This window comes from Emticicia aquatilis (assembly GCF_014644295.1).
GTDB lineage: Bacteria > Bacteroidota > Bacteroidia > Cytophagales > Spirosomataceae > Emticicia > Emticicia aquatilis.
In genome coordinates this window covers 301,213-316,754 of the sequence record NZ_BMKK01000006.1, presented here as the reverse complement: position 1 = coordinate 316,754, position 15,542 = coordinate 301,213, and the positions used below count along the sequence as shown (strand labels likewise).

Here is a 15,542-nt window from a genome sequence, read left to right as displayed (position 1 = left end):
TCTCGTATTTGAGATTGCAAAGGTAGAGGTATTTTTTTATTTCTCAAAAAAAATTTGCTCAAATTTATTGAACCTGCTAACTTCGAGACATGAGCGAGCGTAGAATATCTTTTTTTGACACTAAAATTGAGTATTTAAAGGGTGTGGGGCCATCGAAAGGCGAGATTCTCAACAAGGAGTTGAATATCTTTACATTTGGTGACCTGATAGAGTATTATCCCTTTCGCCACGAAGACCGCACACAATTTCATAGAATCTGCGATTTACACGACGGAATGTTTGCCGCCCAAATCAAAGGTAGGTTGCGTTCGTGGGAGAAAATAGGTGAGGGAGCAAAGGCCCGATTGGTTGGGCAGTTTACCGATGGCACGGGCGTTTTAGAACTTACATGGTTTCAGGGTATTACATGGGTTGAGAAAAACCTTCGCCTCCAAGGTGATTATATTGTTTATGGCAAACCAAGTTCGTTTGGCAGTAAATGGCAAATTACGCACCCCGATATGGACGTGCTTACTGCCGAGAATGAACGTGGTGGATATTTTCAGCCTGTTTATTCATTGACCGATAAACTTCGTAAGAAATACATTGATAGTAAGCAAATTAGCCGTTGGATGCGAACTTTGCTCGAATCGGCCGTTACGAATATTAGAGAAACTCTGCCTGCTCCGTTGGTGCAGAAGTTTCGGCTGATTTCTAAGCAAGAAGCTATCTATCATATTCATTTGCCGCTCAATCAGGAGGCACTTCGCCAAGCCCAACGACGCTTGAAGTTTGAAGAGTTATTCTACAATCAGTTTCGATTGATTAAACAAAAACTCATTCGCCGACACGACTACGCAGGACAGGTTTTTGATAAAACTAAACTACTAACCGATTTTTACCAAAATTATCTTCCGTTTGATTTAACCAATGCACAAAAGAAAGTGATTCGGGAGATTTTTCATGATATGCGTTCGGGAAAGCAGATGAACCGCCTACTACAAGGCGATGTAGGTAGTGGGAAAACAATCGTAGCGTTTATTACGATGCTGTTGGCTCTTGATAATGATGCTCAAGCGTGTTTGATGGCTCCAACCGAAATTCTTTCTGACCAACATTATACGGGTCTGAAAAAATTTGCCGATTTGATGGGCCTCAAAATTGTTGAACTCACGGGCTCGGTCGGAAAAAAACAACGCCGAATCATTGATGCGGGCTTGCTCGATGGTAGCATTAATATCATTGTCGGCACACATGCTTTACTCGAAGACCACGTTCAGTTTAAAAACCTTGGTCTTTGTGTGATTGACGAGCAGCACCGTTTTGGCGTAGCCCAACGAGCCAAACTTTGGGAGAAAAACCAAAACTTTAGGCCGCATATTTTGGTGATGACCGCCACGCCGATTCCACGAACGTTGGCCATGACACTTTACGGAGATTTGGATATTTCTATCATTGACGAACTTCCGAAGGGTAGAAAACCTATCAAAACACTGCATAAATATGACTCTGACCGCCTGCGAGTTTTTGAGTTTCTGAGAAGTGAAATTCAGAAAGGCCGACAAGTGTATATTGTGTATCCGCTCATCGAAGAGTCAGAAACCATGACCGTGAAAAACCTCATGGATGGCTATGAAAGTATTGCGAGGGCTTTTCCAGAATACGCTCTAAGTATTGTACACGGAAAAATGGGCTGGAAAGAAAAAGACTACGAAATGCAGCGTTTCAAGAATAAAGAAACCGAGATTTTGGTGGCGACTACGGTTATTGAAGTAGGCGTTGACGTGCCAAATGCCTCGGTGATGTTGATTGAAAGTGCCAATCGGTTTGGGCTTTCGCAATTACACCAGTTGCGTGGTCGTGTGGGGCGTGGAGCTGAGCAATCATATTGTATTCTAATGACCGACCATAAACTGGGTAAAGATACTCGCCTCCGAATTGATACGATGGTCAGAACCAACAACGGTTTTGAGATTTCGGAAGTAGATTTATCGTTGCGTGGACCAGGCGATATGGCTGGCACACAACAAAGTGGAATGCTCGACCTAAAAGTGGCGGATTTGGCCAAAGATGGCGAGATTCTGAAATACGCCCGTGAGGCAGTTATGGAAATTCTGGACAACGACCCAGAATTGGAATCGACTGAAAATCAGCCGATTAAGCAACACGTAAACGCTTTACGGAGTAATGAAACTAACTGGAGTCGAATTAGTTGATTGTTTCGATATGTCTTTGGTTTCGGTGTCTGAGCGGAGTCGAAGACACCGAAACCAAAGACCCAATTCTAATTTACCTTCATCAACCAACCCATGCAATACTTAAAACATCAAAAATTTGCCGATGTCGAAATGTTTCGCTTTGGATATTCGCCCATTGGCAAGCCGTGGTTGAGTGTTTATTGCTATCTTATTGATAATGTGCTGATTGACACCGCCCAAACCAACTGTCAAGAAAAAGTACTGAAAGCCTTTCAAAATAAGCAAATTGATAAGATTTTGCTTACGCACTGGCACGAAGACCATTCGGCCAATACTGCCAAGCTTGCCAAACTTCATAATGCTCAAGTTTACGCACACCCGTTCACGCAAGAAAAACTCCGTCAAGGTTTTGAAATTCTGCCCTACGAAAAATTTCTTTTCGGAAAAATAAAGCCGTTTCGAGAGAAAATGTCTGATTTTGAAGCTATTATCGAAACACCGAATCATAAACTTTTACCAATTTTTACCCCAGGCCACGCCGACGACCACACTGTTTTTCTGGAAAAAGAAAATGGCTGGCTTTTTTCGGGTGATTTGTATGTGGGCGTAAAAATTCGTGTTTTTCGTAAAGGTGAGCAGTTTTGGCCACAGGTTGAGGCTTTTCGTAAAATATTGACTTATGATTTTGATGTATTGTTTTGTGGACATCATCCACGACTAAAAGATGGCAAGAAAATGCTGGCTCAGAAACTTCAATATTTTGAGGATTTTGCAGGAAAAGCCCAATATTTTCAACAAAAAGGCTTGAATACGAAAGAAATCATGAAGGCCATGAGGTTTCGAGAAAATAGCTTGCTAAAACTTTTGCTCTCAAATGATGTTTCAATAGAATATATGATTGAAGCGGCATTAAATAAATCTTGAAAAATATCTATTCGCTTAAAATACTAACAAAGTGTTTCGCCTGAGTAAATCATATAAACAAATCATTGTAACTTGCTGGTGATTAGCATTATACATTTTCAATTATACATTATCCATTGTGCGTCAGCACTTATTTATTCTCTAAACTAAAAAACAAAGCTATGAATCGCAGAAATTTTATTCAAACTTCGGGTTTAACCCTCGGGACATTAGCTCTTTCGGGCAAAAGCTTATTGGCAAATATGTTGGCCGAAAATCCTTACAAAATGCGAGAGTTACGTGGTGGAGTAGGGGTTTTTACCGAAAGAGGTGGCACAATTGCTTACTTAAATACTAACAAAGGTTTTGCGGTTGTCGATTCGCAATTTCCTGACCAATCGAAACATTTGATTGATGAATTGAAAAAGCTTTCCGAAAAACCGATTCAACTCTTAATCAACACGCATCACCACGGCGACCATTCGGGCGGAAATATTTCTTTCAAAGGCTTAGTCGAACACGTTGTTGCTCACGAAAATTCTTTGAAAAACCAAAAAGAGACAGCACAAAAACAAAAAACCGAAGATAAGCAGCTTTATCCTGATGTTACGTTTTCTGATACTTGGAAACAAAAGGTAGGTAAAGAAAGCATTAAAGCTCATTATTTTGGAGCTGGACACACAAACGGCGATAGTTTTATCCATTTCGAACAAGCCAATATCGTTCACACGGGCGATTTAGTTTTTAATCGTCGTTATCCGTTTGTTGACCGTGCCGCTGGAGCATCTATTAAAAGCTGGATTTCGGTGCTTGATAAAGCTCTCACGACATTCGATAACGAAACGCTTTTCGTATTCGGTCATGCCTTCGACCCAGAAAAAATTACAGGAACAAAAGAAGATATTAAAGTTTTTCAAAACTATCTAAGCCAACTTCTCGTATATACCGAAAAGGAAGTAAAATCGGGTAAAACGAAGGAAGAGTTCTTGAAAACAACAGCGATTCCGGGTGTTACCGAAATGCAAGGAGATGGTATTCAACGAAGTCTGCAAGCTGCTTATGAAGAAGTAAGTGGGTTGTAGGTTTTGTCGTAACTGACAAATTTGTAGAGGTTTATTTCCTAATAAAAACCTAACCCAAAGAGTTTACCTATTATGAATATAATCCTTCTATTAATTTCGAACCGTTATGAGCAATGGTATGAATAGTGAAAAAAAAACTCTTTGGGCTGAAAAATGGATTCCTATCATAATAGATGTTGAAGGAGTCGAAAACCCACCTCGTTATGAAGTTTCAAACTTTGGCCGTTTGAGAAGTTTTCAGAACAACGAAAAAGGTGAGGTTATTAAAGGGTCGGTGATTCAAGGCTACAAGTCGTTGAATATTCGTTTGCCCAAAGGGAAATCGTTTAATAGATATGTCCACAAACTCGTGGCTGAGAATTTTGTTCCAAAAACCAGCCCTGACCACAAATTTGTGATACATCTTGATTTCGATAAACAAAGTAATCATTTCGAAAACCTTAAATGGGTTACAAAAGATGAGATGGTTGCACACAACCGAGAAAATCCCGCTGTTATAAATAAGCCAATCCCGAAGCGTACGAAAAATTATAAATTAACCGAAACCAAGGTTAAAATGATTAAGAAGATGCTTCAAAATGAAAATACTCGTCTGAAAATGATAGCCAAACAGTTTGGTATAACGCATACGCAATTAAACCGTATTCGTTCGGGCGAAAACTGGGGTTACGTTACGATTGAGTAATTTTAGATTACATGATGCCCATTTGCTTCAAGATTTTAGTCGTAATTTCGATGCGTCTTGAAGCAAATTCGGGCATTTGCTTTTCTTCGGGCTTCTGCATTCGCAGAGCGAAAAAATAAACATTGTCTTGTTTTTCTACATAGCCCACAAACCAACCAATATCTACCTTATCAACAGTTGCCATTCCTGTTTTGGCTCTCAAGGTATAATCATTCGTTTTTTCACGAACCATCACTCGTTTCGTGATTTCAAACGTACGTTTTGAGAATGGTAATTTTTCTTCGTAAAGTTTTACCAAAAACTCAATTTGATTTTTTGGCGAAATTTTCAAACTCTTTCCCAACCAAAACTGAGTAAGCCCACCACTAATATCCTTATTACCGTAGTCGCAGGCTTTCAAATATTTATTGTAATTCTTTTCTCCAATTCTTCGAGCCAATTCCTGATAAAACCAAACCGTTGAGTTTTTGTAGGCTTCGGTTAGGTCATGGTCTTTGTCCCAAACAGGTAGCCAGCGTTTCTCTCCATCCCACTTGATTACTTCGTTTTCATCTTTTATAGCCCCAACTTCCAAAGCAATCAACGAATTTGGAATCTTGAAAGTCGAAGCAGGCGAAGTTGCTCGCACAAAATCTGTCTTATCGCTTACTTGATAGCTTTTTGTTTTGTAGTTATACAGAAAAAATCCGCCTTCGAGGTCGTATTCTTTAAAATACTGGCTAAAATCAACCACTTCTTGGGCAGAAATCCTAAAAAACGAACAAATAAAAAGGCTGGCAAAAAAGATTTTTTTCATTGCTTGCAGAAAGAAGGTTAATTTTGATGAAATGTTTACAAATATAGATAGCAAAACCGAGAGATTCTCCGACGAACAGAGATTCTTCTGATGAAATTTTGCTTTAAATTTTAAGAGTTTTTTTATGAAATATCACCGAGTTTTAGTCGAAGCCATAGTTTTTGCTCTACAACAGATTTTCAACGAAAATCGTCAGGCCGATAAGGTCATTGAGCAAGTTTTGAAGTCAAATAAAAAGTGGGGCAGCCGAGATAGAGCTTTTATTGCCGAAAACACCTACGAAATAGTGCGTTGGTGGCGTTTACTGAAATTCGTGGCAAATATCAACTGTGTAAGAGTGGAAGAAGAGGCATTATTTTGGCAGATTTTTGCCGCTTGGCGAGTTATTCAAGGCGATAAATTACCGGAATGGGCGGAGTTTAAGACCATAAATGCCAAAGAAGTTTTAGCCCGAAACGAAGAAGCAAAAGGCATCAGAAAAATCAGAGAATCAGTACCCGATTGGATAGATGCTATTGGCGAACAAGAACTGGGTGAAAATTGGGAAGCCGAACTTCATGCCATGAATTTCCAGGCTCCCGTAGTTTTACGAACCAATACACTGAAAACCAATAAATTAGACCTGAAAAAGTCGTTTAGAGAAATCGGTATCGAAACCGAAACATTGCCGAGTGTACAAGATGCTTTGGTGCTTCCCAAACGAGCCAATGTTTTTTCGACCGAACTTTTCAAAAAAGGCTTATTTGAAGTACAAGATGCGGGAAGTCAGCTAATTGCCGAATACCTTGATGTGCAAGCAGGTATGCGAGTGATTGATGCCTGTGCAGGTGCGGGCGGAAAAACGCTTCATTTGGCAACTTTGATGCAAAATAAAGGTCGAGTAATAGCAATGGACGTAGAAGATTATAAACTTCAAGAACTTCAACGCCGAGCCAAACGCAACGGAATCGGCAATGTAGAAATCAAATTGATTGAAGCAAAAACCATCAAAAGATTAAAAGAAAGTGCCGACCGCCTTTTGCTCGATGTACCCTGTTCGGGTTTAGGAGTTTTAAGAAGAAACCCCGATGCAAAATGGAAATTGAAGAAAGATTTTTTGGAGAAAATCAAACAAACCCAAGCCGAAATCATTACAAATTATTCAAAAATGCTCAAACACGGCGGTAAAATGGTTTATGCAACGTGTAGCATTTTGCCTTCAGAAAGCGAAGAACAAGTACAAAAATTCATCACTCAAAACCCTGAATATCAATTAATTGAAGAAAAACGCACTTCACCAGCCAAAGATGGCTTCGATGGTTTTTATATGGCTTTGATTGAGCGAAAGTAGATTTTTGTAGGACAGGTTGAAAACCTGTCTTTTTTCTGTACCGAGTTTATTCCTATATTTGACCAACAAATTCAACGCTATAAAACATACCTATTCAACAAAACCAATCTATGAAATACGTAGCATCAATCGACCAAGGCACCACCAGCACTCGCTGCATAATTTTTGATAAGAAAGGGAATATAGTCTCGGTTGGACAAAAAGAACACGAGCAGATTTACCCAAAACCAGGTTGGGTTGAGCATAACTCAGAAGAAATCTGGAAAAACACGCTCGAAGTAATAGCCAAAGCCCGAATTAGTAAAAATATTAAGCTCGAAGACATTGCTGCTTGCGGTATTACTAACCAACGAGAAACCGCCGTAGTTTGGAATAAGCTCACAGGAAAAGCCTACTACAATGCCATCGTTTGGCAAGATACTCGTGTGGGCGAAACCGTGAACGCTCTCACTAAAAGTCACGGTTCACAATTTTTTCAAGACCGCACGGGTTTGCCCTTGGCAACGTATTTCAGTGGTTTAAAAATCAAATGGATTCTTGATAACGTAGCAGGTGTACGTGAAGATGCCGAAAAAGGCGAAGCAATTTTCGGAAATATGGATACGTTCTTGATGTGGCATCTTACGGGTGGCACAAAAGGAGGTTTGCACATTACTGATGTTACGAACGCCAGCCGTACGCAACTAATGAACCTCGAAACCGTTCAGTGGGATGCCGAATTGGCCGCAATCATGAATATTCCACTACAAATGTTGCCCAAAATTGAGCCAAGTAGCAAAGTTTATGGACACATCCAGTCGGAAACGATGCAAGGTGTGCCATTGGCAGGAATCTTAGGCGACCAACAAGCGGCCCTCGTCGGACAAACTTGTTACCAACCTGGCGAAGCAAAAAACACTTACGGAACGGGTTGTTTTATGTTGATGAATACAGGCACAGAAATCGTTCCATCGAAAGCGGGCTTACTCACAACGGTAGCCTATCAGTTTGAAAATCAACCAGTTCACTACGCACTCGAAGGCTCGGTAGCGATTGCTGGAGCATTAGTGCAATGGCTGCGTGATAACATGGGAATGATTGAAAAAAGTACGGATGTAGAAGCTTTGGCTAAAACCGTTGAAGATAACGGCGGGGCATATTTCGTTCCAGCCTTTTCGGGGCTTTATGCACCCTATTGGAAATCGTCGGCTCGTGGTGTAATTGCTGGGCTAACTCGCTATGTAAACAAAGGTCATATCGCTCGTGCAGTTTTGGAAGCAACTGCTTATCAAACAAGAGATGTTTTGGAAGCAATGGAAAAAGATTCGGGAATCGAAGTTTCTTCACTCAGAGTTGATGGCGGAATGGTCGTGAACGAATTATTGATGCAATTCCAGTCGGATATGCTCAAAGTGCCAGTTATTCGCCCGAAAATGATTGAAACCACCGCATTGGGTGCTGCTTATGCCGCAGGTTTGGCTGTTGGTTTTTGGGCAAATTTAGATGATTTGCTACAAAATTGGGGCAAAGACAAAACATGGAAACCAAAAATGAAAGCCGCCGAACGCAAGAAATTATATACAGGTTGGAAGAAAGCAATCAAGCGTTCGTTTGATTGGGAGAAGTAGATTTTGCAATTAGGACGGGGTCGCCCGGGCGATTTAAGAATTAAAAATGTAAAATGAATGTTTTACTATTAACTTTGATATAAGAAATATTCACAACATTCACTCAATCCAAACGGGCGGCGTTCCGCTTCACTCATTGATTTTATCATGCAAAAAGTAGATTTTTTAGTTATAGGTTCGGGCATTGCGGGTTTGAGTTTCGCATTGAAAGCCTCAACAAAAGGTAAAGTTTTGGTTCTGACAAAAGTAAATGCCGACGAAACCAATACCAAATATGCACAAGGCGGAATTGCTGCCGTTTTTGACCCCGACACCGATTCTTTTGAAAAACACATCAGCGATACGCTCATTGCAGGCGATGGACTTTGCGACCGAAAAATCGTAGAAATTGTTGTGAAAGAAGGCCCAGACCGTATTCAAGAATTAATCGAGTATGGCACAAATTTCGATAAACACGATGGAGAGTATGACCTCACTCGTGAAGGTGGGCATTCGGAAAAACGAATTCTGCACTATAAAGATATCACGGGTAAAGAAATCGAACGTGCATTGCTCGAAGAAGTCAGTAAAAACCCAAATATCGAAATCCTGACGCATTATTATGCTGTTGAGCTAATCACGCAGCACCATTTGGGCATTGAAGTAAACCGTGAAACCAACGACGTAACTTGTTACGGCGTTTATGCCTTAAACTTGCAGTCGGGCGAAGTCGAAACGATTTTATCGAAAATGACCGTGATGGCAACGGGCGGTGCGGGGCATATTTATTCGGCAACAACCAATCCTGTTATTGCCACAGGCGATGGCATTGCAATGGTTTATCGTGCAAAAGGGCGAGTGCGAGACATGGAAATGATTCAGTTTCACCCAACATCGCTCTACAATCCTGGCGAATACCCAAGTTTCTTGATTACCGAAGCCGTTCGTGGTGAAGGTGGAGTTTTGAAAAATAAAAAAGGTGAAGAATTTATGCACGGCTACGACCCACGAGGCTCACTTGCTCCACGTGATATTGTTGCTCGTTCGATAGATGCCGAGATGAAAAAAACTGGTGAAGACCACGTTTATCTTGATATTTCGTTCAAACCAAAAGAACTGATACTTCAACATTTTCCTAATATTTATGAGAAATGTCTGAGTATCGGGCTTGATATTACTAAAGACCAGATTCCAGTTGTTCCTGCCGCCCATTATTTGTGCGGCGGAATTTTGGTCGATGAAATGGGGCGTTCAACCATCAATCGCTTATTTGCCTGTGGCGAATGTTCGTCAACGGGATTACACGGAGCAAATCGTTTGGCATCTAACTCATTGCTCGAAGCGGCCGTTTTCGGCCACAGAATTGCCCAGGATGCCCTCGACGACTTTGATAATCTGACTTTCCAAGAAAACGTACCAGACTGGAATGAATTCGGAACAGAACAATCGAACGAAGAAATTTTGGTGACGCATAATCTCAGAGAATTACAAAGAATGATGGCCGATTACGTCGGAATCGTTCGCTCAGATTTTCGTTTGGAGCGTGCCATGCGACGCCTAAAACTTATCAAAGAAGAAACCGAAGAGTTTTACAAAAAAACAAAGCTTTCGATGAAACTCTGTGAATTGCGTAATTTAGTGCAGTGTGCCGAGCTCGTAATCAAATGTGCCATGAAGCGTAAAGAAAGTCGTGGGCTTCATTATACAACCGATTACCCTTATAAGTTAGGCGGAAAGCCAGAAAACTCGGTTTTATAAAGAAAATTGCAAATAATAAATATTTTATCTAATTTTGCACCCCGATACTGAAAAGTATCAAGTTGCTTTGTCGAAGCGAATGGTTCTTTCGACAGAGTTTTTATCACTCTAAAAAATTTGAACCAATGTCACAAAAAATCAGAATCAAATTGAAGTCATTTGACCACAATTTAGTGGACAAATCGGCTGAAAGAATTGTGAAAGCTGTAAAATCTACAGGTGCAGTTGTTAGTGGTCCAATTCCGTTGCCAACTCGTAAAGAAATCTTCACAGTTTTGAAATCACCTCACGTTAACAAAAAAGCACGTGAACAATTCCAATTGTGTACTTACAAGCGTCTTATTGACATCTACTCGGCAAGCCCGAAAACAGTAGATGCCTTGATGAAATTGGAGCTTCCAAGTGGTGTTGATGTTGAAATCAAAGTGTAGTTTTGATAAAACGTACTATAAGAAACCTATTTGTTGAAAAGCAAGTAGGTTTTTTTATGGAGTGAATATTCTGTTCGTCGTGGAGGAATAATCAGGATATTAAACGTTTTTACCATAAACCGATACTTTACTGCCAATATCGCAATAACAAGCCACTCGAAATGTTTGAGTGTAATGTTTTTATTCCTAAATTTGCACTAATTCTAAGCGATTTACATTCACCATAAAAGATTCAAGAAGTCAAAATGGCATCTACTAAAGAAAAAGCCCCAAAGGTTAAATACAGTAAAGAGACTTATATGTATTGGTACGAATCAATGTACCTTCAGAGAAAATTTGAGGAAAAAGCAGGGCAATTATATGGTCAGCAAAAGATACGTGGTTTTTGCCATTTATATATAGGACAAGAGGCTTGTTCTTCGGGAGCGGTTTCGGCATTAACTAAAGATGATAAATGGATTACAGCTTACCGTGACCACGGACATCCGTTGGCACTCGGTACTGACCCTAAGCGTATCATGGCAGAACTTTACGGAAAAGTTACGGGTACAACCAAAGGTAAAGGTGGCTCGATGCACATTTTTGATAAAGACGTTAATTTTATTGGTGGACACGGTATCGTTGGTGCTCAAATTCCTTTGGGTGCGGGTATTGCGTTTGCTGAAAAATATAAAGGTACTCAAAACCTATGTATGTGTTATTTTGGTGATGGTGCAGTGCGTCAAGGTGCATTACACGAAGCATTCAATATGGCCATGACATGGAAATTGCCAGTAATCTTTGTGGTAGAAAACAACGGTTATGCTATGGGTACTTCGGTTGAGCGTACTTCAAACGTACGTGAGCTTTACACAATCGGAGAAGCGTATGATATGCCATCAGAGCCGGTTGATGCGATGGATGTAGAAATGGTACACGAGGCTGTTAAGCGTGCAGCCGAACGTGCAAGAGCAGGCGAAGGCCCAACTTTCTTAGAGTTCAAAACCTATCGTTTCCGTGGTCACTCAATGTCTGACCCACAGAAATACCGTACGAAAGAAGAAGTTGAAGAATGGAAAAGCCGTGACCCACTCGAAATGGTTAAAGACCGTATCCTAAAAAACGGCGTGGCTACCGAAGCAGAATTAGAAGAAGTTGATGCAAAGGTAAAAGCGATTGTTGAAGAGTCGGTGAAGTTTGCCGAAGAATCACCATTCCCTCAGCCAGAAGAAGCGTTTGAAGATGTTTACGTTGATGCAGAATATCCTTTCTTGAGAGAGTAATCGTATTCTCAAATAATATTTAGAAGCCAGTTTTGAATGTTCAAAACTGGCTTTTTTTATAAGTAAATGCCAAATTTTTGTTTATAATTGCCTGAAAATAAGATATTTATCATAATTTTGAAAAAAAAACACTTTTTCTAAAACATAAATACAAACATTCGGTTATCCTTATACTTTGATTTATATCTGAAAAGCCCGAAAGTGCTTTGTATATCTCGAATCTGAGAAAACATTGTACAGAATTTTGAATGTGGAGCTAAACTAACTTTTCAATAAAGTAAAGAAATGAGTAATTATTCGATTAAAGATTTAGAACAACTATCTGGTATCAAGGCCCATACCTTGCGGATTTGGGAACAGCGATACAACATTATCAATCCCAAAAGAACAGATACCAATATCCGTACTTATGATGATAATGATTTGAAACTGGTTCTGAACATTGCGTTACTCAAAGACCACGATTACAAAATCTCAGAGATTGCGAAATTGAGTTTAGAGGAATTATCAAAAGAGGTTTTGGCCATTTCTGATAAACAACTCAATTACCCCGACCAGATTCATGCTCTCACGATTGCGATGATTGACATTGACGAAGAACGCTTCGAGAAAATCATGTCAACCAATATTCTTCAGTTTGGCTTCGAGAATACGATGATAAATATTATCTATCCGTTCTTGAGTAGAATCGGTACGCTTTGGGTAACAGGCTCAATAGGCCCAGCACAGGAGCATTTCATCACCAATTTGATTCGACAAAAAATCATTGTTGCGATTGATGGACAAATCATCAAGCCGAACGCCGATTCTAAGAAATACATTCTCTATACACCCGAAGGCGAATTTCACGAAATACCGCTCTTGTTTGCTAATTTTATCTTACGAGCAAGACATAACAAGGTGATTTATTTAGGACAAAGTATGCCATTTTCGGAGTTACAGTTTATTTGTCAACACCACAAGCCCGATTGTTTATTTACTGTCATTACTTCAACACCTGGGCAAGATGAAATACAGCAATATGTCAATAAACTTGGCGATAGTTTCCCTGATGTAAAGATTTTGCTTACTGGCTACCAAGTAATAGCACAAGGTCTTGATTTACCGAAAAATGCCGAGGTAGTAAATAACGTAAGACAATTAATGGAATTTGCCGAAGGCTGATAATAATCGCCCACAGTCTATAGTCGGCAGTCAACAGTGAAGTAAAGCATATTCAATAATAATGTTATAACAAAAGCGGCTCGATTTTCTGAAAATCGAGCCGCTTTTTTATTTGTTCATTGCGAGATAATTTGTGGCAAATCTTTGAGATGTGCCACAAATGTTTTACACAATCTCCTTATTCTTTCCTTTCGTAAAAGTATAAATCAAAACACCTATGCCGAGCAATACGGCAGGAATACTCAAGATTTGCCCCATGTTCAATGCCATTTTATCTTCAAATGCCTCTTGGTTTTCTTTCAAGAATTCATAACAGAATCTTAGTCCAAAGCACCAAATCAAGAAGATTCCGAGCAATAATCCACGAGGAGTTTGTACTTTATATTTATTCCAAAGGAAAAACAAAACACCGAAAAGCACTAAACAAGAAAGAGCTTCGTATAATTGTGCTGGGTGGCGAGCAAACCCTTCGGGTGTCATTACAAGGTTTCCGTCGGGCGACATACTGAAAAGATTAAATCTGAACGCCCACGGCAGATTACTTTCTTTGCCCACAATCTCGTGGTTCATTAGATTTCCCATACGAATGAAGAAACCCGCTAAGGCTACCGTAATCACTACACGGTCGGCCACCCATAAGAAAGGTTGGTCTTTGTGGCTGCGAGCGTAGAGAATCAAAGCTGTTACGATTCCGACCAAAGCACCGTGACTTGCCAAACCTTGATAAGGTGGCGTAATCATATCTATCAGGAATGTTCCTGGGTTTTTCAGAAAATCATCGAATTCATAGAAAAAATAATGTCCAAATCTCGCTCCAATGACGGTAGCTACTATCATTACAAATAGAAGTGTATCAAGGTCTTTTTCGGATTTGCCTTCTTTTCTGAAAACATTGAGCATAATTTGGTAGCCCAACAAAAAGCCCGAAGCAAACAAAAGTCCATACCAGCGTAATTCAAAACTACCAAGTTTTGCTATAATCGGATTGACGTTCCAAGGAATTTCTAAAAGAGTCATTTATAATTGGGTTTGAAATTTCCTCAAAAATATGAGTTTTCTCTGAGAGGTTGCGTAATTTTGTGACAGATTGTTTAAAAATGTTGTTAGTGGTAATAGACGATATTATTTAAACCTTGTTTTTACGACTCTTTTTTAAGTACCAAACATCATATTTTTTGTAAATCTCTAACGTTCTCGATTTCCGCTTTGGTGTAGAGAACTTTTTCCAAATGAAAATAAACATCGGTATCATTGGTGGGGCTGGCTACACAGGTGGCGAATTGCTCCGTATTTTGCTCAATCACCCACAGGTAAATATTAGTTTCGTTAATTCGAAAAGCCAAGCAGGAAAACCTGTTTATTCAACGCATACAGATTTGATAGGCGAAACCGACTTGCTTTTTACTGACCAAATGCCTTTCGACGAAGTTCAAGCTATTTTCCTATGTTCGGGCCACAACGAGTCGAAAAAGTTTTTGGTAGAAAATATCATTCCCGAAAGCCTCAAAATCATTGACCTAAGCACCGACTTCCGTGACCAAAGTAATGGTTTTGTCTATGGTTTGCCCGAATTACAGAGAGATTTGATAAAAACAGCTACCAAAATTGCGAATCCGGGTTGTTTTGCTACAAGTATTGAGCTGGCTTTATTGCCTTTGGCCAATGCAGGATTATTGAATGAAGACGTACATGTAAGTGCCGTAACGGGTAGCACAGGAGCAGGACAATCGCTTTCGGCAACTACGCATTTTAGTTGGAGAAACAATAATATCTCTATCTATAAGGCTTTTACGCACCAACACCTGAAAGAAATCAATCAAAGCCTCAAAACTTTGCAACCTGCTTTTGGCAAAGCTGTAAACTTTATTCCTTATCGTGGAAACTTCAGTCGAGGCATCATGGCGAATGTTTATACCAAATTTGCTGGTACAATAGAAGAAGCCAAAGAATTATACAAAAACTATTATGCTTCGCACCCGTTTACGCATTTGAGCGAAGCTGCCGAAATAGATTTAAAGCAGGTTGTAAATACAAATAAGTGTATTTTGCATCTCGAAAAACATGATGATAACTTATTGATTACGAGTATCATAGATAACCTAACCAAAGGAGCGTCTGGTCAAGCTGTACAAAATTTAAACCTTGTTTTTAGCTTAGAAGAAACAACTGGATTGAAATTGAAGTCGGTTGGGTTTTGATAAGTTTTTTCCTTTTCGTTGCCTTCGACTCCGCTCAGGCAACGAAAAGTTTTAATTTTTAATCTTCATAAAATTTCCTTTCTGCAATATTCCGCCATATTTTTTGTTATAAAACTGCCATAAAAGGTTAAATTTGTAGGTCTAAAAAATAAAATGCTGATAATCAGACA

The 15,542-nt window shown here is 39.7% G+C and carries 13 protein-coding genes; 11 read left to right on the top strand and 2 right to left on the bottom strand.

From position 1 onward, the window contains the following. Positions 1-89 precede the first annotated feature (89 nt). The 4 genes from recG to IEX65_RS16335 all read left to right on the top strand — a co-directional run bounded on the left by recG (position 90) and on the right by IEX65_RS16335 (position 4,847). Complete coding sequence (gene recG / locus IEX65_RS16350; RefSeq protein ID WP_188767378.1) at positions 90-2,195, top strand: ATP-dependent DNA helicase RecG; 2,106 nt, start codon at positions 90-92, stop codon at positions 2,193-2,195. Positions 2,196-2,288: 93 nt separating this feature from the next. Continuing rightward, entirely contained in the window at positions 2,289-3,101 is an 813-nt protein-coding gene (locus IEX65_RS16345) for an MBL fold metallo-hydrolase (protein WP_188767376.1), read from the top strand. A gap of 161 nt (positions 3,102-3,262) precedes the next feature. Next, positions 3,263-4,162, top strand: a complete 900-nt coding sequence (locus IEX65_RS16340) for an MBL fold metallo-hydrolase (protein ID WP_188767374.1) — start codon at positions 3,263-3,265, stop codon at positions 4,160-4,162. 118 nt (positions 4,163-4,280) lie between these two features. Further along, a complete protein-coding gene (locus tag IEX65_RS16335; RefSeq protein WP_188767372.1) occupies positions 4,281-4,847 on the top strand; it encodes an NUMOD4 domain-containing protein in 567 nt (188 codons plus the stop codon). 7 nt (positions 4,848-4,854) lie between these two features. Here the strand turns inward: IEX65_RS16335 and blaOXA are convergent, their stop codons facing one another. Continuing rightward, positions 4,855-5,643, bottom strand: a complete 789-nt coding sequence (gene blaOXA, locus IEX65_RS16330) for a class D beta-lactamase (RefSeq protein WP_188767370.1) — start codon at positions 5,641-5,643, stop codon at positions 4,855-4,857. Between the two features lie 124 nt (positions 5,644-5,767). On the opposite strand from blaOXA, the gene IEX65_RS16325 reads away from it, so the two are divergent. From IEX65_RS16325 to IEX65_RS16300, 6 genes are all read left to right on the top strand, one after another. Then, positions 5,768-6,973, top strand: coding sequence for an RsmB/NOP family class I SAM-dependent RNA methyltransferase (locus IEX65_RS16325; RefSeq protein WP_188767368.1), 1,206 nt, complete (start codon positions 5,768-5,770; stop codon positions 6,971-6,973). A gap of 110 nt (positions 6,974-7,083) precedes the next feature. After that, positions 7,084-8,580, top strand: a complete 1,497-nt coding sequence (glpK, locus tag IEX65_RS16320) for a glycerol kinase GlpK (RefSeq protein WP_188767366.1) — start codon at positions 7,084-7,086, stop codon at positions 8,578-8,580. A 147-nt stretch (positions 8,581-8,727) separates the two neighbouring features. Further along, on the top strand, positions 8,728-10,317 hold the full coding sequence (gene nadB, locus IEX65_RS16315; protein WP_188767364.1) for an L-aspartate oxidase: 1,590 nt from the start codon (positions 8,728-8,730) through the stop codon (positions 10,315-10,317). A gap of 125 nt (positions 10,318-10,442) precedes the next feature. Further along, positions 10,443-10,748 carry a 30S ribosomal protein S10 gene (rpsJ, locus tag IEX65_RS16310; protein WP_188767361.1) on the top strand — a complete coding sequence of 102 codons (306 nt, stop codon included), beginning with the start codon at positions 10,443-10,445 and terminating at the stop codon, positions 10,746-10,748. Positions 10,749-10,993: 245 nt separating this feature from the next. Continuing rightward, entirely contained in the window at positions 10,994-12,010 is a 1,017-nt protein-coding gene (pdhA, locus tag IEX65_RS16305) for a pyruvate dehydrogenase (acetyl-transferring) E1 component subunit alpha (protein WP_188767359.1), read from the top strand. A gap of 285 nt (positions 12,011-12,295) precedes the next feature. Next, positions 12,296-13,174, top strand: a complete 879-nt coding sequence (locus tag IEX65_RS16300) for a MerR family transcriptional regulator (RefSeq protein WP_188767357.1) — start codon at positions 12,296-12,298, stop codon at positions 13,172-13,174. 165 nt (positions 13,175-13,339) lie between these two features. Here IEX65_RS16300 and lgt read toward each other — a convergent pair whose 3' ends face one another. Continuing rightward, the gene (gene lgt, locus IEX65_RS16295) at positions 13,340-14,191 is read right to left on the bottom strand and encodes a prolipoprotein diacylglyceryl transferase (RefSeq protein WP_188767355.1); all 852 of its coding nucleotides are present in this window, start codon (positions 14,189-14,191) and stop codon (positions 13,340-13,342) included. 212 nt (positions 14,192-14,403) lie between these two features. On the opposite strand from lgt, the gene argC reads away from it, so the two are divergent. Further along, on the top strand, positions 14,404-15,372 hold the full coding sequence (argC, locus tag IEX65_RS16290) for an N-acetyl-gamma-glutamyl-phosphate reductase (protein ID WP_188767353.1): 969 nt from the start codon (positions 14,404-14,406) through the stop codon (positions 15,370-15,372). The last annotated feature ends 170 nt before the right edge of the window (positions 15,373-15,542 follow it).